General features: G+C 61.2%; 20 protein-coding genes and 1 pseudogene. 17 read left to right on the top strand and 4 right to left on the bottom strand.

What is annotated here, in order from left to right; all coding sequences use genetic code 11:
* Positions 1–37: 37 nt before the first annotated feature.
* Complete coding sequence (locus tag ACQ4LH_RS13035; RefSeq protein WP_430697545.1) at positions 38–508, bottom strand: YchJ family protein; 471 nt, start codon at positions 506–508, stop codon at positions 38–40.
* 4 nt (positions 509–512) lie between these two features.
* Positions 513–1,010, bottom strand: coding sequence for a DUF6231 family protein (locus ACQ4LH_RS13030; protein ID WP_430697544.1), 498 nt, complete (start codon positions 1,008–1,010; stop codon positions 513–515).
* 437 nt (positions 1,011–1,447) lie between these two features.
* On the opposite strand from ACQ4LH_RS13030, the pseudogene ACQ4LH_RS13025 reads away from it, so the two are divergent.
* The 4 genes and pseudogenes from ACQ4LH_RS13025 to ACQ4LH_RS13010 form a co-directional block, all read left to right on the top strand.
* Positions 1,448–1,801 (top strand): annotated as a pseudogene (locus ACQ4LH_RS13025) (OmpA family protein); the annotation flags it as partial.
* A gap of 141 nt (positions 1,802–1,942) precedes the next feature.
* Positions 1,943–2,665 carry an OmpA family protein gene (locus tag ACQ4LH_RS13020; RefSeq protein WP_430697543.1) on the top strand — a complete coding sequence of 241 codons (723 nt, stop codon included), beginning with the start codon at positions 1,943–1,945 and terminating at the stop codon, positions 2,663–2,665.
* Positions 2,666–2,854: 189 nt separating this feature from the next.
* On the top strand, positions 2,855–3,172 hold the full coding sequence (locus tag ACQ4LH_RS13015) for a DUF1145 domain-containing protein (RefSeq protein WP_430697542.1): 318 nt from the start codon (positions 2,855–2,857) through the stop codon (positions 3,170–3,172).
* The gene (locus ACQ4LH_RS13010; protein WP_430697541.1) at positions 3,165–3,926 is read left to right on the top strand and encodes a collagen-like protein; all 762 of its coding nucleotides are present in this window, start codon (positions 3,165–3,167) and stop codon (positions 3,924–3,926) included. The genes ACQ4LH_RS13015 and ACQ4LH_RS13010 overlap by 8 nt, the downstream gene beginning before the upstream one ends.
* A 52-nt stretch (positions 3,927–3,978) precedes the next feature.
* Here ACQ4LH_RS13010 and ACQ4LH_RS13005 read toward each other — a convergent pair whose 3' ends face one another.
* Entirely contained in the window at positions 3,979–4,443 is a 465-nt protein-coding gene (locus tag ACQ4LH_RS13005; RefSeq protein WP_430697540.1) for a CopD family protein, read from the bottom strand.
* A 110-nt stretch (positions 4,444–4,553) separates the two neighbouring features.
* Between ACQ4LH_RS13005 and dinG the strand changes: the two genes are divergently transcribed.
* The 5 genes from dinG (at position 4,554) to pdxH (ending at position 11,836) form a co-directional block, all read left to right on the top strand.
* On the top strand, positions 4,554–6,698 hold the full coding sequence (gene dinG / locus ACQ4LH_RS13000) for an ATP-dependent DNA helicase DinG (RefSeq protein WP_430697539.1): 2,145 nt from the start codon (positions 4,554–4,556) through the stop codon (positions 6,696–6,698).
* A 187-nt stretch (positions 6,699–6,885) separates the two neighbouring features.
* Positions 6,886–9,042 (top strand): beta-agarase, encoded by a 2,157-nt coding sequence (locus tag ACQ4LH_RS12995; RefSeq protein ID WP_430697538.1) that lies wholly within the window; start codon positions 6,886–6,888, stop codon positions 9,040–9,042.
* Between the two features lie 114 nt (positions 9,043–9,156).
* Complete coding sequence (locus ACQ4LH_RS12990; protein WP_430697537.1) at positions 9,157–10,302, top strand: serine hydrolase domain-containing protein; 1,146 nt, start codon at positions 9,157–9,159, stop codon at positions 10,300–10,302.
* A 95-nt stretch (positions 10,303–10,397) separates the two neighbouring features.
* On the top strand, positions 10,398–11,084 hold the full coding sequence (locus tag ACQ4LH_RS12985; protein WP_430697536.1) for an OmpA family protein: 687 nt from the start codon (positions 10,398–10,400) through the stop codon (positions 11,082–11,084).
* A gap of 104 nt (positions 11,085–11,188) precedes the next feature.
* The gene (gene pdxH, locus ACQ4LH_RS12980) at positions 11,189–11,836 is read left to right on the top strand and encodes a pyridoxamine 5'-phosphate oxidase (RefSeq protein ID WP_304868813.1); all 648 of its coding nucleotides are present in this window, start codon (positions 11,189–11,191) and stop codon (positions 11,834–11,836) included.
* Positions 11,837–11,843: 7 nt separating this feature from the next.
* Here pdxH and ACQ4LH_RS12975 read toward each other — a convergent pair whose 3' ends face one another.
* Entirely contained in the window at positions 11,844–12,080 is a 237-nt protein-coding gene (locus ACQ4LH_RS12975) for a hypothetical protein (protein WP_430697535.1), read from the bottom strand.
* 174 nt (positions 12,081–12,254) lie between these two features.
* Between ACQ4LH_RS12975 and ACQ4LH_RS12970 the strand changes: the two genes are divergently transcribed.
* The 8 genes from ACQ4LH_RS12970 to ACQ4LH_RS12935 all read left to right on the top strand — a co-directional run bounded on the left by ACQ4LH_RS12970 (position 12,255) and on the right by ACQ4LH_RS12935 (position 19,912).
* Positions 12,255–12,716 (top strand): glycine zipper domain-containing protein, encoded by a 462-nt coding sequence (locus tag ACQ4LH_RS12970; RefSeq protein WP_430697534.1) that lies wholly within the window; start codon positions 12,255–12,257, stop codon positions 12,714–12,716.
* Positions 12,717–13,042: 326 nt separating this feature from the next.
* On the top strand, positions 13,043–15,835 hold the full coding sequence (locus ACQ4LH_RS12965; protein WP_430697533.1) for a monovalent cation/H+ antiporter subunit A: 2,793 nt from the start codon (positions 13,043–13,045) through the stop codon (positions 15,833–15,835).
* Position 15,836: 1 nt separating this feature from the next.
* Complete coding sequence (locus ACQ4LH_RS12960; RefSeq protein ID WP_430697532.1) at positions 15,837–16,166, top strand: Na+/H+ antiporter subunit C; 330 nt, start codon at positions 15,837–15,839, stop codon at positions 16,164–16,166.
* Positions 16,163–17,668: a monovalent cation/H+ antiporter subunit D gene (locus ACQ4LH_RS12955; RefSeq protein ID WP_430697531.1), complete on the top strand. Its 1,506-nt coding sequence runs from the start codon at positions 16,163–16,165 to the stop codon at positions 17,666–17,668. Before ACQ4LH_RS12960 ends, ACQ4LH_RS12955 begins: the two co-directional genes overlap by 4 nt.
* A complete protein-coding gene (locus ACQ4LH_RS12950; protein ID WP_430697530.1) occupies positions 17,665–18,168 on the top strand; it encodes a Na+/H+ antiporter subunit E in 504 nt (167 codons plus the stop codon). Before ACQ4LH_RS12955 ends, ACQ4LH_RS12950 begins: the two co-directional genes overlap by 4 nt.
* The gene (locus ACQ4LH_RS12945) at positions 18,153–18,422 is read left to right on the top strand and encodes a K+/H+ antiporter subunit F (protein WP_311091281.1); all 270 of its coding nucleotides are present in this window, start codon (positions 18,153–18,155) and stop codon (positions 18,420–18,422) included. Before ACQ4LH_RS12950 ends, ACQ4LH_RS12945 begins: the two co-directional genes overlap by 16 nt.
* 169 nt (positions 18,423–18,591) lie before the next feature.
* Positions 18,592–18,924, top strand: a complete 333-nt coding sequence (locus ACQ4LH_RS12940) for a Na+/H+ antiporter subunit G (protein ID WP_430697529.1) — start codon at positions 18,592–18,594, stop codon at positions 18,922–18,924.
* Positions 18,925–19,006: 82 nt separating this feature from the next.
* Positions 19,007–19,912: a DMT family transporter gene (locus ACQ4LH_RS12935; protein ID WP_430697528.1), complete on the top strand. Its 906-nt coding sequence runs from the start codon at positions 19,007–19,009 to the stop codon at positions 19,910–19,912.
* Positions 19,913–19,919: the final 7 nt, after the last annotated feature.

The following is a 19,919-nucleotide window of genomic DNA, read 5'->3' as shown; positions in this document are numbered from 1 at the left end:
TATCGGTGCTTTCTGCGCGATCAACTCGCTTCAGCAGTCAAAAATAACTGGCGCAGCACTTCTTGAATTTCAACCCGCTGGCGCAAGGGCAGGCGTCATTGCGGCCAAGCTTCAACTCGACTGTAGGGTCAATGAAATACCAGTTGCTGTTATTGCGCACGAATGCCGAGCGTTCACGGTGGCTGTGCGCGCCACTCTCATCACGCCAGTGAACGGTAAAGGTGACATAGGCGTGCTGGGGTTCGCCCTCGACCAACTGCGCTTCTTCAACCTCAAGCCCGAGCCAGGTACTGCCCAAGCTCCACGCGCGGATAGCCTCGTGGTCGAGACCTGTTTGTTGGGCCGGTAGTGTGCTGTGCACCAAGTAATCGATCAGCCCCAGGGCGTAGGCGCTATAACGTGAGCGCATTAATGCTTCTGCGCTGGGCGCTGGAATGCCTCCGTGAAAGCGGCCGCAGCAGGCTGTCAGCGGTTGGCCGCTGCCGCATGGGCAGGTTGTGCTGCTCATGGGTTTACCACCAGTACTTGCCGAAATTTTCCGGGTTGGCCCAGAACTTGGCATTCAGCCAGTCGGGTACTTGCTTGTAGTCGAGCAAGTCGTAAGTGAACAGGTTGAGTGTCTGTTCATCGCGCTGGAAGCACTCACTGGCTTGCAGGGCCAAGGCAAAGAAGTCGGTCTCTTGCCATTCACAGGCGTGCAGGTCGACCAGTACGGCCATACGGCTGGCATTCAGGTTACGAATGCCACCGAGCAGCTCTAGTCCGGCGCGTTTCGGCAGATGTTCAAGGCAATCGACGATCAGTGCCAGATCGAAACGTTGCGCAGCTACTTCACCCGGTAGCGCTCCGGCATCCGCATGAACGAGGTGGCAGCTTGGATGGGCCTGGATAAATGCATCAATCGCAGGTAATTTTCGGCTACCGACTACCAACAGGCGTTCTGGGGTGTAACGCGCCAACAGAGCGGCAAGGGCTTGCTGGGGTGTTCGGGTGGACGGGGTTGCAGACATGACGGCTCCTCGCTCAAGTGCGCAAAGACTAACGTGCAGCAGTAACGCGGCCTAGTGCGGATTGTGCTAGTAATGTGTTTGCATATTCTCTGGCATATTTTGTTACTGGCGTCTTTACTTCGTCAGTATCGGTTTTTGCCGATTTACCAATAGGAGACGTATATATGAGCATCACCAGGAAAGCATTACCCCTGATTGTCGCGAGTACCTTTTTGACCGGTTGTGCCGGGCTGCAGAAAACGGATTGGCCAACCTGTGCCGCGATTGGCGGTGTGGGCGGTGCTGCTCTGGGCGCTATTGAAAGCTCTACCTGGGCTGGTGGCGGTGCAGTAGTTGGCGCTGGTATGGCAGCTGCATATTGCTGGGTGCATGGCGCCAGCGATGAGCAAGTTGTTGTGGTTGAAGAAGTGGTTGAAGAAGTTGTAGTTGCCGAACCAGCCGAAGCAGTACGCGTAGAGCTGGACGTCAAGTTCGACTTCGACAAGGCTCAGGTCAAACCAGAAAGCTATGGCGATATCAAAAACCTGGCTGACTTCCTGACCCAATACCCACAAACCACCACCGTGGTTGAAGGTCATACCGACTCCGTTGGTAGCGACGCTTACAACCAGACTCTGTCTGAGCGTCGTGCCAATGCGGTACGTGACGTACTGGTTAACCAGTACGGCGTAGGCAGTGATCGCGTTAACGCTGTGGGCTATGGCGAATCTCGTCCGGTTGCGGACAACGCCAGTGCCGACGGTCGCGCCGTCAACCGCCGCGTAGAAGCAGAAGTAGAAGCTCGTCCTTGATCGTCTGATTCCAGACTTTCTGAAGAAAACAAGCCAGACCCCTCGGGGTCTGGCTTGTGCAGCTCGAAGGGTAGGTCTTTACTCCTAAGTTACCGGCAGTAGCCGGCATTACAGGAGATTTCTACCATGAGAGTTAGATCCATGATGGGGGTAGCCCCCATTCTCTTGGTCAGCAGTGTTCTTTCAGGTTGCGTCACAACTTCCAGTACGGGAGATGCGCCGCTCAACCAAGGGAACTGGCCCCTGTGCAGTGTAATTGGCGGTCTGACCGGTGCTGGTCTGGGCGCAATCGAAAGTTCAACGTGGGCAGCAGGTGGAGCCGTGGCCGGTGCGGTCATTGGTACGCTGATTTGTTACGCCCAGGATGGTGATGAAGACGATGACGGCGTGTTTGACCGTCGTGACCGTTGCCCAGGAACCCCTCCTAATACGCCGGTGCATCACAACGGCTGTCCGATCAAAGAATATGCCAGTACGCCTGCCGAAGCAGAGCCTGAGCCCATCGAAGTTGTGGACTCGGTTCGGGTAGAGCTGGATGTGAAGTTCGATTTCAACAAGTCCGATGTTAAAGAAGACAGCCAGGCCGATATCAAGAGCCTTGCCGACTTTATGAAGCAGTACCCACAAACCACCACAACCGTTGAAGGACATACCGACGCTGTAGGCAGTGATGCCTATAACCAGGGACTGTCCGAGCGCCGCGCCAATGCGGTGCGTGATGTGTTGGTCAATCAGCATGGTATCGACAGCGGCAGGGTCTCTTCTGTCGGCTACGGTGAGTCGCAGCCAGTCGCTGATAATGAAAGTGAGTCCGGACGGGCGATCAACCGCCGGGTTGAAGCGGAGGTCGAGGCGCAGCCATAACCGATGTGACGCGCTGGCAGGCCGTTGCGAACCTATTTGCCGGGTTCGCAACGGCCTGCCAGCCAGAGATAGTTTCAACCCAGTAAAAGCTATGAAGGCATTCAGCCTCCATGGTTTTTACTGGTCTTCTGGCAGCACACTCCCAAAGCAGATAAGGTGCAGCGAAATAAAAAACTGCTGGGGCCGGGTATGAAAACATTTCTCACGTTGGGTAAGGTGCTGACGGCATTGTTCTGGGGCGTCGTCCTGGCCAATCTGCTGCAACCCTTCGCACAGCCTTTCGCGCTGCTGTTGAACGGCGCCGGGGCTTTTATTCTGCTGATCCATGCGCTGGAGCTTTGGTTCTTTGACAAGCGCATCGCCGCTTGCTCCAAGCCTGTTCAGGAGCGTGTGCAGGTCATGTTGTTCGGGATTTTCCAACTGCTTGGCTTGCCTGCTGCGCAAACTGCTGTTGCCGGCGTAGCAGAGCCTGAGCAAGCGCTGCAGATGGAGGCCGAAAATGCGTAAGCTGCTCGCCCTCGCTGCGTTGTTCAGTCCACTGGCATTGGCCCAGGCGGTGATTGAAGTCGACTCCCATGCGGTTATGCGTCTGCCGAGCAATACCAGCGTGTTGTTGCTGGACCGCCTGGAGATTGCCGATCACGGCACCTTATTGATTCCTCCAGGTTTGACCGAAATCCGTGTGGCGCAGCTAAGCCTGGGGCGCGATGCGCGCCTGGCGATTGCTCCCAGTGATCAGGTGCTGCGTCTTGAAGTGGAAACCGCCGAGATTGCCAGTGGCGCCCAGATCAGTGCGCGCGGCGCCCAGGGCAGTGCTGAGAAGCCGGCTCTGCCGGGGCGTAACCTGAGCCTGCGCATGCAGGCAGTGACTCTGGAAAACCTGGTGCTGGACGCCCGGGGCGGTACAGGTGCGCCTGGTTATGCCGGCCTTGCCGGTGCCGATGGCAAACCGGGTGGCTGCACCTGGGGTGAAGCCAGTCGCGGCCATGATGGCTTGAATGGTGGTGACGGTCAGCCGGGTGCCGCCGGTGCGCAGGTGCGTCTGGAAGTACCGCAAGGTTTCCCGGTTGAGCAGTTGCAGGTGCGTCTGGATGGCGGCAGCGGCGGACAGCCGGGCGTGCCAGGTGCAGGTGGTCAAGGTGGTATGAGCAAGGGTTGCTGGTTGTACAGCACTGATGGTGCTCGCGACGGCAAGCCTGGGCAGGCCGGCCAGCCCGGTGAGCCAGGACCGGCAGGCGCTCTGAATGTCGTGCAGTTCTAACCGGTCACGTGTGTCTAACCGCTGCCCTCAGGCAGCGGTTGATTTAGTGCAGTTAGAGCGAGGGGCGGATACCGGCGATTGCCACTACCAGCAACCCCAGTAGCAGATTGATGCCTACCAGCTTGCGAATACGTCCAAGTACCGCGCCGCCGTTCGGCCAATCCTCTGCCGCCACAGCGCGGCGCAGTTCCGGCAGTTGCAGTGCTTGGATGCGCAGAAACAGCGCCAGCATGGCGATATATAGCCCCATCATGATGTGCACGTAGCGCGGCGCGGTATCGAAGCCGCTAAAGCGCAGGTGCAGCATGCCCACGCCGGTGACCGGCAGCACAATCACCGCCGCCCATACCCAGTAGAAAAACCGCGGAAAGACTTCCAGCCAGAGTTTCAGGCGGGACGGGGCTTCCAATGCGGCGACGGCTGCCGGGCGCAAGATCATCCACGCGAAGAACATACCGCCCACCCAAACCAGGGCGGCGAGCAGGTGCAGGCTGTAGATGAAGGCATAAGGGGTCATGCAGGCACTCCTGTTGGTTAAGCGGTTCAGCGCTGGATCGATTAGCGCGCTATGATAGCCGCCGATTACAAACACTGAAAATTTATCCAGCCTTTTCGCGCCAAGACCCCATGCTCAGTACCGAACTCAAGTCCCAGATTCAGGGCGCCTATTCCCGTTTTCTTGAAGCCAAGTCGCTCAAGCCGCGCTACGGCCAGCGCCTGATGATTGCTGAAATCGCCAAGGTGTTGGGTGCGATCAAGACTGACGACGAAGGCCGGCGCCTGGGTGATCCCGCGGTGGTCGCGGTTGAGGCCGGCACCGGTACGGGCAAGACCGTGGCATACAGCCTGGCGGCGATTCCCACTGCCAAGGCGGCGGGCAAGCGCTTGGTGATCGCCACGGCCACCGTGGCCCTGCAAGAGCAGATCGTGCACAAGGATCTGCCTGATCTGATGCGCAATAGCGGGCTGAATTTCAGCTTCGCCTTAGCCAAGGGTCGAGGCCGTTATCTGTGTCTATCCAAGCTGGATATTCTGCTGCAGGAAGGCCAGGCGCAGAGCGCCACCGCCCAGTTGTTCGAGGAAGAAGGCTTCAAGATCGATGTGGATGAGCAGAGCCAGAAGCTCTTCACCACGATGATCGAAAAACTCGCCGGCAATAAATGGGACGGCGACCGCGACAGCTGGCCGGAAGAGCTGGAAGACACACGCTGGTCGCAACTGACCACCGATCACAGCCAATGCACCAACCGCCATTGTCCGAATTTTCAGCAATGCGCCTTCTACAAGGCGCGCGAGGGTATGGGTAAGGTCGATGTCATCGTCACCAACCATGACATGGTCCTGGCCGACCTGGCCCTCGGCGGCGGTGCGGTGCTGCCGGACCCGCGCGACACCCTTTACGTGTTCGACGAAGGCCATCACCTACCGGACAAGGCCATCGGCCATTTCGCCCACTTTACTCGGTTGCGTTCGACTGCCGATTGGTTGACCCAGATCGACAAGAATCTGACCAAGTTGCTGGCGCAAAATCCGCTGCCCGGGGATCTAGGCAGGCTGATTGAGCAGGTGCCGGAACTGGCGCGGGAGCTCAAAACCCAGCAGCAATTTATGTTCGCCGCCTGTGAGCAGGTGGCCGACTTCAAGCCGGGAGAAGATATGCAGGGCCGCGAGCGGCCGCGCCATCGCTTTATCGGCGGTGTGGTGCCGGAGCACTTGACCGAGCTGGGTCTGGAGCTGAAAAAGGGTTTTTCCAAGCTCAATGATCTGTTCACCGGAGTGACTGAGCAGCTCAAGGAAGCGATGGATGGCGAGGGCTCTGTCGGTATTGCCAGTCACCAGGCCGAGGAATGGTACCCGCTGTTCGGCAGCCTGTTGGCGCGGGCCAAGGGCAATTGGGAGCTGTGGTTGGCCTTTACTGCTGAAGATCCGGAGGAAAGCCCGCCAATGGCGCGCTGGCTGACCCTGGCCGACAGCGGTGCGCTGTTCGATATCGAGGTTAACGCCAGCCCGATCCTGGCGGCGGAAACCCTGCGGCGCAACCTGTGGAATGTCGCCTATGGCGCCTTGGTGACCTCGGCGACCCTGACGGCGCTGGGCACCTTTGATCGCTATCGCATGCGCGCCGGTTTGCCGAAAGTGGCAGTTACCACCGTGGTGCCGAGCCCGTTCCATCATGCCGATGCTGGTGTGCTGCGGGTGCCCAACCTGAATGCCGATCCGCGTGATGCGGTGGCGCATACGGCGGCAATCATTCGCGATCTGCCCGGTCTGGTTGAAGGTTCGCGCGGCACCCTGGTGCTATTTTCCTCGCGTAAGCAGATGCAGGAAGTCTTCGAAGGGCTGGAGCGCGACTGGCGCAAGCGGGTGTTTATCCAGGGCAACCTGTCCAAGCAGGAAACCCTGAACAAACACAAGGCGCGGGTCGACAGCGGCGAGGAGAGCGTGCTGTTTGGTCTCGCCAGCTTTGCCGAAGGTGTCGATCTGCCGGGCGCCTACTGCGAGCATGTGGTGATCGCCAAGATTCCCTTCGCCGTGCCGGACGATCCGGTGGAAGCGGCGCTGGCCGAGTGGATCGAAGCGCGTGGCGGCAACCCCTTTATGGAAATTGCCGTGCCGGATGCTTCGCTACGTCTGGTGCAGGCGTGCGGCCGATTGCTGCGCACCGAAGCGGATCGCGGCATTATTACCCTGCTGGACCGGCGCGTGGTCACCCAGCGCTACGGCAAATCGATTCTCAATGCCTTGCCGCCGTTTCGTCGGGAAATCAGTTAGCAGTCCATCTGGTAAGCAACTCGTTGAGCCTTATCGGCTCCAAGTGGCGCATGGACAATGCCTTGGTAAGCACCAAGGCCAGAATTATGCCTCCGGCAGTGTTGCCCGAGGCGGTTGAAACAATGGGGGAGTGTGGTTCGTGAAGGTTAAGCGCAGGCTGCAAACGGCTGTTCTGGTATCAGCGCTCATGGGCTTTTACGGGGCGGCCATGGCGACAGAGCAGCAGGAGCTGTTCAACTTTGTCCGGCCAATGGATGCCGTGCAGGTCACGACGCAGGATGCCGATCTGCCCAACCGCATCGGCGAGCCGACCCCGCAAGGCGAAGTGCTGCGCCGGGTGACCTTCCATCCCGCCGAGCAGCCGAGCCTGCGCCTGACTCCGCAAAGCGGCAGCTGGGACTGGTCGCAGCAAACCCAAATGAGCCTGCGTGTGCAGAACGCCATGGATTGGGCGTTGACCCTGGATGTGCTGGTCGAGAGCACGGATGGTCAACGGCTGAGCGCGCGCATTGCCCTGCCTGCCGGTCCCGCGCAAACCCTGTTGATACCCTTGCAGGCCACGTCGCCCCGCGATCAAGGCATGCGAGCCGGTGTACCGATGCCCTGGACGCATAAGGGCCAGCGGCTGCTGTTGGCGGACACCGTCACGGGTGCGCTGGACCTGAGCAAGGTCAGCGCGGTTACCCTGTCCATGCCGCAGCCGAAAGCCGCGCAACATATTCTGATTAGCCAATTTGGCGTGAACGCCGAGCTGCTTTCGGCGGCGGCCTATGTTGGCATCGTCGACAGTTACGGCCAGTACACGCGGGCCGATTGGCCGGGCAAGGTCAAGAACGACGAGCAATTGCAGCAGGCCGTGATCCAGGAGCAGAAGCAACTGCATACCTGGCTGGCTGAACGCCCTGCGCAGGACAAGTTTGCTGGCTGGACCGGCGGGCTGCCGTTTGAGGCGAGTGGCTTCTTTCGCACTGAGAAACGCGACGGCCGTTGGTATCTGGTAACGCCAGAGGGCCATCCGTTCTACTCGCTGGGCGTTAATGCGGTCACCGCGCAGCAGAGCGCTACTTACGTCGAGGGGCGTGAGGCGATGTTTGCCGGCTTGCCACAACCGGGCGAGGCGCTGGCGGCCTATTTCGGCACGTCCGACAGCCGCAGCGACACCGGCGCCAATCAGGGCCGGGCATTTGCCAGTGGGCGCTGGTTCGATTTCTACAAGGCCAACCTGCAACGCAGTTATGGCCAGGTTGATCCGGCTGCCTGGCGCACGCTGAGCCAGGACCGCCTGCAGGCCTGGGGTTTCAATACCCTGGGTAACTGGAGCGAGCCGGCCTTTGGTGGTGATAGCCGCATGCCGTTTAGCATTCCGCTGTCGATTCATGGTGACTATGCCACCATCAGCACCGGCGTCGATTGGTGGGGCGCGATGCCTGATCCGTTCGACCCGCGCTTTGCCATGGCCACCGAGCGCGCTGTGGCGATTGCCTCGCGCGATCACCGCGACAACCCTTGGCTGCTCGGTTATTTCGCCGATAACGAATTGGCCTGGGCCGGTCCTGCGGATGATCCCCATGGCCGTTACGCCCTGGCGTACGCCACGCTGCGCCTGACCACTGATGTGCCAGCCAAGCGCGCGTTCCTCAAGCAGTTGCGTGACAAGTATCGTAATCAGAATGGCCTGTCCCGCGCCTGGGGTATCGAGCTGCCGGCCTGGGAGCTGATGGAGGATCCGGGCTTTAAGGCGCCGTTGCCAAGTGCCGAGTTCCCGGCCATCGAGAAGGACATGCAGGCATTCTTGCGCCTGTATGCCGACACCTATTTCAAGACCATTGCCGATTCGCTCGACTGGCATGCGCCCAATCACCTGCTGCTGGGTGGCCGTTTCGCCAGCAGCATCCCCGAGGCGGTGAATGCCTGTGCGAGCTTCTGCGATGTGTTGAGCTTCAATTTCTACACCCGCGAGCCGCAGCACGGTTATGACTTCGCCATGCTGCGCCAGCTGGACAAGCCGCTGATGATCACCGAGTTCCACTTTGGTTCGCGTGACCGTGGGCCGTTCTGGGGCGGGGTTGCCGAGGTGTACAAGGAAGAAGAACGCGGCCCGGCCTATGCGCATTTTCTGAGCAAGGCCCTGGAAGAGCCACAGATCGTCGGTCTGCACTGGTTCCAGTACCTCGACCAGCCGGTGACCGGGCGTCTTCTGGACGGCGAGAATGGTCACCTGGGCCTAGTCGGGATCACTGACCGGCCGTGGGATGGTTTCGTCAAAGCCGTGCGCAAAGCCAACCTGGATGTGCCGAAAACGCTGCTCAAACCCGTATCAGCGCCAGTTCCTGCTGCGCCGTAAGAGCTATTCAGCGGTCTGATAGTGCCGCTGCCAGCCTTGCGCAGGGTTCACCGCGGGCGTTACAGCTGAAACAATCTGCCAAGCATTTGGCCGAGTAAGAGAAGGGGCAGGGTGGTGCAGATACAGGGTTATTTCGACCTCAAGTTCGAGGCGCTGAGAGATGCCTTTGCGGCATTGTTCGATGAGCCGCAGGAGCGCGGCATGGCGCTCTGCGTGCAAATCGGCGGCGAAACTGTGCTCGACCTGTGGGCCGGGGTTGCCGACAAGGATGGCCAGCAGGCCTGGCACAGCGACACCATCCTTAATCTGTTTTCCTGTACCAAGACGTTTACTGCTGTCACCGCGCTGCAACTGGTGGGCGAGGGCAAGCTCGAACTGGATGCGCCGGTGGCGCGCTACTGGCCCGAGTTCGCTGCAGCCGGTAAGGACAAGATCACCCTGCGTCACTTGCTCAGCCATCAGGCCGGGCTGCCAGCCTTGCGCGAGATGCTGCCGGCCGAAGCCTTGTACGACTGGCAGGCCATGACCACCGCACTAGCCGCCGAACAGCCATGGTGGCCACTGGGCGAGGGCCATGGTTATGCGCCGATCACCTATGGCTGGCTGGTCGGTGAGGTGTTGCGCCGAGTTGAGGGGCGCGGGCCGGGCGAATCCATCGTCGCGCGCACGGCCAAACCGCTGGGCCTGGATTTCCATGTCGGTCTGGCCGATGAGGAGTTCGATCGCGTATCGATCATCTCCCGCGGCAAGGGCAACTTCGGCGATGCGGCAGCCCAGCGCCTACTCAAAACCATGATGAGTGAGCCGGCAGCCATGAGTACGCGGGCTTTTACCAACCCGCCGTCGATCATGACCAGCACTAACAAGCCCGAATGGCGGCGCATGCAGCAGCCGGCGGCCAACGGCCACGGCAATGCCCGTAGCCTGGCTGGCTTCTACAGCGGCCTGCTGGATGGTCAGTTGCTGGAAAGCGAGTTGCTTGCCGAGCTGACCCGCGAGCACGCGGTGGGTGAGGACAAGACCCTGCTGACCCGTACCCGCTTCGGTCTGGGTTGCATGCTCGACCAGCCCGAGGTCGCCAACGCCACCTACGGCATGGGCCCGCGTGCCTTTGGTCACCCTGGAGCCGGCGGTTCCATTGGCTTTGCTGATCCGGAGCGGGATGTGGCCTTCGGTTTTGTCACCAACAACCTAGGACCGTTCGTCTTGATGGACCCTCGTGCGCAGAAACTTGCGCGTCTATTGGCTGATTGTTTATAGCCAGCTCGGCTAAACTGCTGCGCAACATGGCATGGCCGGCCGTCTGAGCGGGCCACTGACCGGCTTCTTTTTTGCTCATCACGTGTGGATACCCGATGCTCGCCAATAAAACTCTCGCCATCGCTCTGTGTGTACTGATCAGCGGTTGCAGTCTTTTCGACAAATCCGCAAAGCCTGCGCCGAAAGTGGTGCCAATGCCGCCACCGGCAGTGACCCAGGCCTGGTTGGATGTGTACGAGCCGAAGGTGCGGGAAGCGATCAAGGGCACCCATTTCGAGTTCGAGCGTCGTGAAAACCTGTTAGTCGTTACCGCTCCGGTGCAGGGTTCGTTCAACCCGGACCGTCCACACATGATGCTGCCGACCACCCTCGGCCCGCTGAGCCGCATGGCCAAGCTGCTGGAAAGCGATGAAACCATCGGTGTACTGATTCTCGGCCACGCCGACAGCAGCGGTGAAGTAAGTACCAACCGTGAGTTGAGTCATCAGCGTGCCCGCGCGTTCACCTCGATTTTCCGCCTCAGCGGTCTCAAACAGAACCGTCTGATGGTTAAAGGCCTAGGCTCGGACATGCCACGTGCCGCCAACGACAGCCAGCAAGGCCGTGCGCTGAACCGCCGAGTGGAAATCCTCTTGACTTCGAAAGCCACCCTTAACGCCCTGATCTCCAAGTACAGCCAGCCAGCACCTGCGCCTGCCAATGCAGTAGCCGCTGCCAAGCCTGCCGCTGACAAGAGCGCGAAAACCGTAGCGAAGGCTGATAAGCCAGCCAGCAGCCAGTAACGCATTACGCCAATAGTCGCTAGGCAGCGGCGTGTTGCCGCAGATCAAGCCAGATAGAGCGCTCGCGGGTAAGCTAGGCAATACTTGTTCGAGAGGATTTGCCGATGACTCAAACCCTGGCTGATATGCGCCGTGACTACACCCGCGATGGCTTGAGCGAGGCGCAAGCGCCGCTTGAGCCGTTTGCGCTGTTCGAGCAATGGTTTGCCGATGCGGTGAAGACCGAGCAACTGCCGGTCGAACCCAATGCCATGACTCTGGCGACCGTCGATGGCGAAGGGCGCCCGCACTGCCGGGTGCTGCTGCTCAAAGGTCTGGATGCCCGCGGCTTTACCTTCTTCAGTAACTACGACAGTGCCAAAGGCCAGCACCTGGCTGCCAATCCCTTTGCCGCCATGACCTTCTTCTGGCCCAGCCTGGAGCGCCAGGTGCGTATCGAGGGGCGTGTCGAGCGGGTTAGTGCCGAAGAGTGTGATGCCTACTTCCAGGTGCGTCCGCTGGGCAGCCGTCTGGGCGCCTGGGCTTCTCCGCAGAGCCGGGTGATTGCCGACCGCGCCGAGCTGGAAGGCCTGCTGGCCGAGACCGAACAGCGTTTTCTCGATCGCGCGCCGCATTGCCCGCCGCACTGGGGCGGCTATCGCCTGCTGCCGGAGCGCATCGAGTTCTGGCAGGGCCGTTCCAGCCGCCTGCATGACCGTCTCAATTTTCGTTTGCAGGACGCCGCCTGGCTGCGTGAGCGCCTGGCGCCCTGAGCGCGCTTCAGTCGCCGGAGTACTGCGCGGCGGCTTGCTCCAGCCAGGCGGGCAGGTCGCTGCGCTTGATGCCGGCGGTTTGCGCCTCTGCCAGACGGGCGAGCATATAGCTGCGTTTGGCCGCTGATTCGCCGGCCAGTGATAGCGCCAGGTCCCGGTCCATCCAGCGCTTGATCCGCACATACAGCCACCAGTGGAAGTACAGCCCGGCAATGCTGGTGATGGCGACGATAAAGTAATCCATAAATCCCCCAAGCCAAGCCTTAGCTTAGGCTGATTGGGTGCTGCGCTTGCACGTGGCGAAGTGTCGCGCCGGGCCCTGCGCTGCAGCTTGGGTAAAGTTTTGCCGCATATTGGCGGGTGACAGCGGCGCTGCGCAGGCGTTTTAATGAGCATCTGCATAACTGGAGAAACAATCATGCGTAAACCCTTTCTGTTGGCTGCCTCGTTTGCCGCGCTGGCCCTGTTGGGCGGTTGCGCCTCCAGCCTGACGGGCGACACCTACTCGCGCGATGAAGCACGCACCGTGCAGACCGTGCGCATGGGCACCATCGAAGCGTTGCGCCCAGTGAAGATCGAAGGCACGAAAACCCCGATCGGCGCCGGTGCCGGTGCGGTAATCGGCGGCGTGGCCGGTAGCGGCGTCGGTGGCGGGCGTGGCAGCGCTGTCGCTGCGGTGATCGGTGCAGTGGCCGGTGGCCTGCTGGGTGCGATGACCGAGGAAGGTCTGACCCGCACCCAAGGCGTGGAAATCACCGTGCGCGAAGATGACGGCAGCATGCGTGCCTACGTCCAGGCGGTCGAAGAAAATCAGATTTTCCGGGTCGGCGAGCGCGTGCGCATCATGACTGTGAATGGCACCAGCCGCGTTACTCACTGAGTGTCCAAGAAACCGGATCAGTCCTGACTGATCCGGTTTTTTTATGTCTTTTTTCTAGATAAACCAGATGTTTATCGGTGTTTGGCGGGTTATTCAGGCAAGCTCGCGGAAAACACAGTGTTTAGTAATAATTCTATCCATGACGGTTTGCCGATAGTTATGGATAATCGCGCACGCTTTTGCGCCGACGGGCTTTAGTCGCCGCGCGGTGCAATACTTTTGCGCGGGTTGCTGCGCAGGCAAAAGCCTGCGGTTGACCGCAGTGAGCAGGTTAGGGAGTCAGCCGGGGACGGGTACGTGCCGGGTTCGTATTAAGGGGTTTTTCTATGACGCTTGCGCTGATCATCGCCTTGCCATTTCTCGGCATCTTTCTGCCGCTGCTGGCCGAACGCCTGGGCCGTTCCGCCTGCGCTGCGGCGGCAGGGGTAGCGCCGCTGACGGCGTTGGTACTGCTGCTCTCGCAGCAGTCTGCGGTGTTCGCCGGCGAGCTGCTCAAGGTCAAGCTGGAGTGGTTGCCGGCCTTGGGCCTGAACCTCAGTCTGCGTCTCGATGGCCTGGGTTTTCTGTTTGCCCTGCTGATTCTCGGCATCGGCCTGCTGGTCATTCTCTACGCGCGTTATTACCTGTCGAAGAAGGAGCCGATGGGGCGCTTCTTCGCCTTCCTCTTGCTGTTTATGGGTGCGATGCTCGGCGTGGTGCTCTCGGAAAACCTGCTGCTGATGTTGATGTTCTGGGAACTGACCAGCCTGTCGTCGTTCCTGCTGATCGGCTTCTGGGGCGCCCGTACGGATGCACGCAAAGGCGCGCGTATGGCCCTGGCCGTGACCGGTGGTGGCGGCCTGGCGCTGTTTGCCGGGATTCTGTTGATCGGCCATATCGTCGGCAGTTTCGAGTTGTCCCAGGTGCTGGCTGCCGGTTACGCGATTCGCGCTCACGAGCTGTACCCGCTGGCGCTGATTCTGGTGCTGCTGGGGGTGTTCACCAAGTCGGCGCAGTTCCCGTTCCATTTCTGGTTGCCCCATGCGATGGCCGCCCCGACGCCGGTGTCGGCCTATCTGCACTCGGCGACCATGGTCAAGGCCGGGGTGTTTCTGCTGGCGCGCCTGTACCCGGCGCTGGCGGGTTCAGAGTGGTGGTTCTACTTGGTCAGCATCACCGGCCTGGTGACCTTGCTGGTCGGCGCCGGAATGGCGCTGTTTCAGCATGACCTCAAGGGCCTGCTGGCCTATTCGACCATCAGTCACCTGGGCCTGATCACCTTGCTGTTCGGCCTGGACACCCGCCTCGCGGCAGTGGCGGCGGTGTTCCACATCATCAATCACGCCACCTTCAAAGCCTCACTGTTTATGGCGGCGGGGATCATCGACCACGAAACCGGTAGCCGTGATATGCGGCGCATCAACGGTATGTGGAAGTACATGCCGCATACGGCTGTGCTGGCCATGGTAGCGGCCTCGGCGATGGCCGGGGTGCCGCTGCTCAACGGCTTCCTCAGCAAGGAAATGTTCTTTACCGAGACGCTTAATCAGCACCTGCTGGGCAGCTTCAACTGGGTGATCCCGGCGGCGGCAACCTTGGCTGGGGTGTTCTCGGTGGCCTATTCGCTGCGCTTTATCCATGACGTGTTCTTCAACGGTGAGCCGGTTGACCTGCCGCATTACCCGCCGCATGAGCCGCCTCGCTATATGAAGGTGCCGGTGGAGATTCTGGTGTTCCTCTGCCTGCTGGTGGGGATTGTTCCGGCCTACACCGTGGCGCCACTGCTGGCTGCTGCCGCTGCGGCTACCCTGGGCGGTGAGGTGCCGAGCTACAGCCTGGCGATCTGGCACGGTTTCAACCTGCCGCTGCTGATGAGCTTTATCGCCCTGTTCGGCGGGATCCTGGTGTACGTGTTCCGTCAGCCGCTATTTCGCTGGTATGCCGGGCTGCCGAGTGTGGATGCCAAGCTGCTGTTCGAGCGCGGCGTGCTGATCCTGGTCAAGGTGTGTAGCGTCGTCACCAACTGGCTGGAGAACGCTTCGCTGCAGCGTTACCTGGCGCTGCTGCTGGCGGCCGCCTTGCTGGTGGTGACTCAGGGCCTGAGCTCGTTGCCGCAAATCAGCGGACCGATACCGATGACCAAGATCGACGGCATCACCGCCCTGGGGCTGGGCATCATGGCCCTGTCCGCGTTGGTAACGGTGGTTTTCCATCGCCAGCGCCTGGTTTCGCTGCTGATGCTCAGTGTGGTCGGACTGATGGTGGCCCTGGCCTTCGCCCGCTATTCGGCGCCGGATCTGGCCCTGACCCAGCTGTCGGTGGAGGTGGTGACCATCATCCTGCTGATGCTCGCGCTGTTCTTCTTGCCGGCGCATACCCGCATCGAGTCGAGCAGCCTACGCGGCCTGCGCGACTTCACCCTGGCGGTTGGTAGCGGGGTGATGGTGGCGATGCTGGTGTTCGCCGTGCTGACGCGGCCATACGACAGTATTTCGGCGTTCTTCCTGGAGAACAGCGTGCCGGGCGGCGGCGGCACCAACGTGGTCAACGTGATTCTGGTCGACTTCCGCGGCTTCGATACCATGGGCGAGGTCACCGTGCTGGCGATTGCCGCCGTCGGCATCTTCGCGCTGCTCGACGGCCTGCGCCTGTTCCAGCCGAAATTCGATGCGCAAGGGCGCAGCTGGGCGCGTGACCGCCATCCGCTGATCCTCGCCACTCTGTCACGGGTGTTGTTGCCGATGGCGCTGCTGGTCTCGGTGTTTATCTTCCTGCGCGGCCACAACCTGCCAGGCGGCGGCTTTATCGCCGGCTTGGTGACGGCTGTGGCGTTGATCCTGCAATACGTCGCCAGTGGCGTGCAGTGGACGCAGTCGCGCCTGCCGCTGAATTACCAGGGCATGGCCGGCCTTGGCGTGTTGGTTGCCGGCCTGACGGGTCTGGGCAGCTGGCTGTTTGACCGGCCGTTCCTGACCTCGGCCTTTGGCCATTTCGAGATCCCGCTGATCGGTGAAATCGAGCTGGCCACCGCCATGCTGTTCGACCTGGGCGTGTACCTGACGGTTGTCGGCGCGACCCTGCTGATTCTCGCCAACCTGGGCAAGCTGACCCAGGGAAAAGCTGCACAAGAGGTGCTTTGAGATGGAAGCCATATTTGCTGCGACCCTGGGCATCCTCACCGCCAGCGGTGTGTACCTGCTGCTGCGCGCGCGGACCTTCCCGGTAGTGCTGGGGCTGACGCTGATTTCCTATGCGGTCAACCTGTTCCTGTTTGCCATGGGCCGCTTGCAGAGCGGCGTGGTCACGGTGATCGGCCAGGGCAGCCAATACGCGGACCCGCTGCCCCAGGCGCTGGTGCTGACGGCCATCGTGATCGGCTTTGCCATGACCGCCTTCGTGGTGGTGCTGGCGCTGCGCAGCGTGGGCGAAACCCAGACCGACCATGTTGACGGCCAGGAGCCTGTGCAATGAATCATGGTTTGATCCTGCCCATTCTGCTGCCGATGTTTGCCGGCAGCCTGTTGCTGCTGGGCGCGGGCTTAAGCCTGCGGGTCAAGCGCAGCTTGTCGCTGGTAGCGACCCTGTTGCTGCTGCCGTTGAGCGGCTATCTGCTCTGGCTGGCCGATCAGGGCGTGCTGCAGGTGTATGCCGCCGGTAACTGGGCGGCGCCGTTTGGCATCATTCTGCTGCTCGATCGCCTGAGCGCCTTGCTGCTGGTGGTCACGGCGGTGCTTGGCAGCTTTGCTTTGTTATATGCGGTGCGTGGCGACGATGAGCGCGGGCAGAGTTTCCATGCGCTGTTCCAGTTCCAGCTGATGGGCATCAACGGCGCCTTCCTCACCGGCGACCTGTTCAACCTGTTCGTGTTCTTCGAAATCCTGCTGATCGCCTCCTATGCGCTGCTGGTGCACGGCGGTGGGGTAGAGCGGGTACGCGCGGGGCTGCATTACGTGGTGCTGAACCTGGTGGGGTCGGCGTTCTTCCTGCTCGCCGTGGGCGTGCTGTATGGCATCACCGGTACCCTGAACATGGCCGATATGGCCATTCGGGTGGCGGCCGCCGGGCCAGATGATGCAGCGCTGCTCGGTGCTGCTGGGCTGCTGCTGCTGGTGGTATTCGGCCTCAAGGCGGCGTTTCTGCCGCTGTATTTCTGGCTGCCCAAGGCCTATGCCTCGGCCACTGCACCGGTCGCCGCGCTGTTTGCGATCATGACCAAGGTCGGCCTGTATTCGATCATCCGCGTGTACACGCTGATCTTTGGTGACGAGGCCGGCAGCCTGGCCAATATGGCCAACGACTGGCTCTGGCCGATTGCCCTGCTGACCCTGGCGCTGGGCGTGATCGGCGCGCTGGCGGCGGTCAGCCTGCAGGGCCTCTTGGCCTATCTGGTGGTGGTGTCGGTCGGCACCTTGCTCGCCGGTATCGCCATCGGCACCGAGCAAGCCTTGGCCGCAGCTCTGTATTACCTGGTGCACAGCACCTGGGTGGCCGGCGGGCTGTTCCTGTTGGCGGACTTGATTGCCCGCCAGCGTGGAGTTAAAGAGGCGCTGCTGGTGCAGGGCCCGGCGCTGCAGAACCCGCATCTGCTCGGCGGCCTGTTCTTCTTCGGCGCGATTGCCGTGGCTGGTCTGCCGCCGCTTTCCGGGTTTATTGGCAAGCTGCTGTTGCTGCGCTCGCTGGAGCCTGGCTTACAGGCGCTGCTGCTCTGGCCGATTGTGCTGGGCGGCGGTCTGCTGACCCTGATTGCCCTGAGCCGCGCCGGTAGCATGCTGTTCTGGCGCGTCGGCCTGAGCCAGCTGGACAGCGCCGAGCTGGATTACGGCCGCTTGCTGGCCTGCGCCGGCTTGCTGCTGCTCAGCTTGCTACTGATGGTCGGCGCCGCGCCGCTGCTCAGTTATGTCGAAGCCACGGCCAGCCAGCTGCATGACCTGGCGCTGTACCGGCAAATCATCGAATCGGGAGCTGCACGATGAAAGCACGTCGCTGGTTACCCCATCCGCTGCTGAGCCTGTGCCTGCTGTTGGTCTGGCTGCTGCTGGTAAATGACCTGAGCCTGGGCCACTGGCTGCTCGGTGCGCTGCTCGGTTGGGCGATTCCGCTGCTGACCCAGGTGTTCTGGATCAACCCGCCACGGGTCTACAAGCCGCTCAAGCTGTGCCTGTTTCTGCTGCGCATCCTTGGCGATATCGTCATGGCCAACCTGCAGGTGGCCAAGCTGATTCTCGGCTCACCCGCCAAACTGCGCCCGGCCTTCGTGGAAATTCCCATGCTGCTGGAAGATGAACTGGCCCTGACCATGCTCACCAGCATCATCTCCCTGACCCCAGGCACCGTCTCCGCCGACCTCAGCGATGACCGCAAGATGTTGCTGGTGCACGGCTTGGATGTGCCGGACGCCGAAGCCATGGTGACGGAAATCAAACAGCGCTACGAAGCACCCTTGCTGGAGGTATTCACATGCTCGCCTACGTGATTCCGCTGTGCCTGGTGATCATCGGCCTGGCCCTGATGCTGACCATGGCGCGCCTGATCATCGGTCCGGACCTGCCCGACCGCATCCTGGCCTTGGATACCCTGTATATCAACGCAATTGCCATGCTGGTGCTGTTCGGCATCTGGCTGGGCTCGGACCTGTATTTTGAAGCGGCCCTGCTGATTGCGGTGATGGGCTTTATCGGCACGGTGGCAGTGGCCAAGTATTTGCTGCGTGGCGACATCATCGAATGAGAACGAGTTTACGATCTGCTGCGCGTCGGCCCTGCTGCGTTAAGAGCAGGCCGGGACGCGGCGTCTCGGATTGCTCATTTACAGCTCGTAAACTCCGCATCCTCGCCTGTTCTTGCCTTGCATGGCTCTAGCTCGCGAGATCGTAAAAACGTTCTACGGAGATTGCTGAATGGATACCTGGATCGAAGCGCTGGTGGCGCTGTTTCTGCTGATCGGCAGCCTGTTCGCGCTGATCGGTGCAATCGGCCTGTACCGCCTGCCGGACTTTTTTATGCGCCTGCACGGCCCGACCAAGGCCAGCACCCTGGGCGTGGGCGGCATGGTGATCGCCTCGCTGATCTACTTCAGCTTTCGCGGCGAGGGCGTCAGCCTGCATGAACTGCTGATCGCTCTGTTTCTGTTTATCACCGCCCCGGTTAGCGCCCATATGCTGGCCAAGGCCGCGCTGCAGCAGAAGCTGCGGATCAGCGAGCAGACTCGCGGCAAGCCCTGGGATCAATAAGCCCGCACAGTTCGCGGCGCTGACTGTATCTGTCGGCGCCGCGCCGGCCTCTCTACACTGCAGTCTTTGATCAGGAGGCTATATGCAGGAGCAGGGAAGGGGCATCGCGGTGATCTGCCTGGTGATCGCCATGGCGCTGTGGGGCAGTTCCTTTATCGCACTAAAACTGGCCTTTGCCGAGCTGCCGCCGCTGTGGGTGATCTTCGGCCGTATGGCTTTGGGCAGCCTGGTGTTTCTGCTGGCCTGGCGCTGGCGTGGGCAGATGCATTATCGCTCCGGTGATTGGAAGTACCTGCTGGGCCTGGCGGCCTGTGAACCCTGTCTGTATTTCCTCTTTGAAGCCCTGGCGCTGCAGCACACCAGCGCCGCTCAGGCGGGCATGGTCACGGCCTTGCTGCCGCTGCTGGTGGCGGTGGGGGCGTTTATCTTCCTGCGCGAGCGGATCAGCCGCATCACCTTGGCCGGTTTTCTCCTCGCCCTGATCGGCGCCGTATGGCTTAGCCTGGCCGGTAGCGCCGATGAGCATGCCAGCAACCCGATTCTCGGCAACTTCTACGAGCTACTCGCGATGCTCTGCGCCATGGGTTACACCCTGCTGCTCAAGCACCTGTCATCGCGCTATTCGCCCTTTCTGCTGACCGCCATGGTGGCCTTTGTCGGCACCATCTTCTTTTTGCCCTTGGCCTGGTTCAGCGCGCCGCTGCCAACCAGCGTCAGCCCCATGGGCCTGGGCGCGGTGGCGTATCTGGGCATTCTGGTCACGGTGGGCGCTTACGGGCTGTACAACTTCGGCGTCAGCCGCTTGCCGGCGAGCCAGGCGTCGGGCTTTACCAACCTGATCCCGGTGTTCACCCTGCTGTTCGCCATACTGCTATTGGGCGAAAGCCTGAATGCTGTGCAGATGCTGGCAGCGGGATTGGTGTTTGCTGGCGTATTGCTGAGTCAGTGGCGCGGGACGCGTGTGGTGCCGGCCGGTGTTTTGGATTAGGGGGTAA

It is taken from the genome of Pseudomonas peli, from assembly GCF_050563605.1.
Taxonomy (GTDB): Bacteria; Pseudomonadota; Gammaproteobacteria; order Pseudomonadales; family Pseudomonadaceae; genus Aquipseudomonas; species Aquipseudomonas peli_A.
Note: the sequence above shows the minus strand (reverse complement) of the source record. Positions and strands in the feature narration are given on the sequence as shown.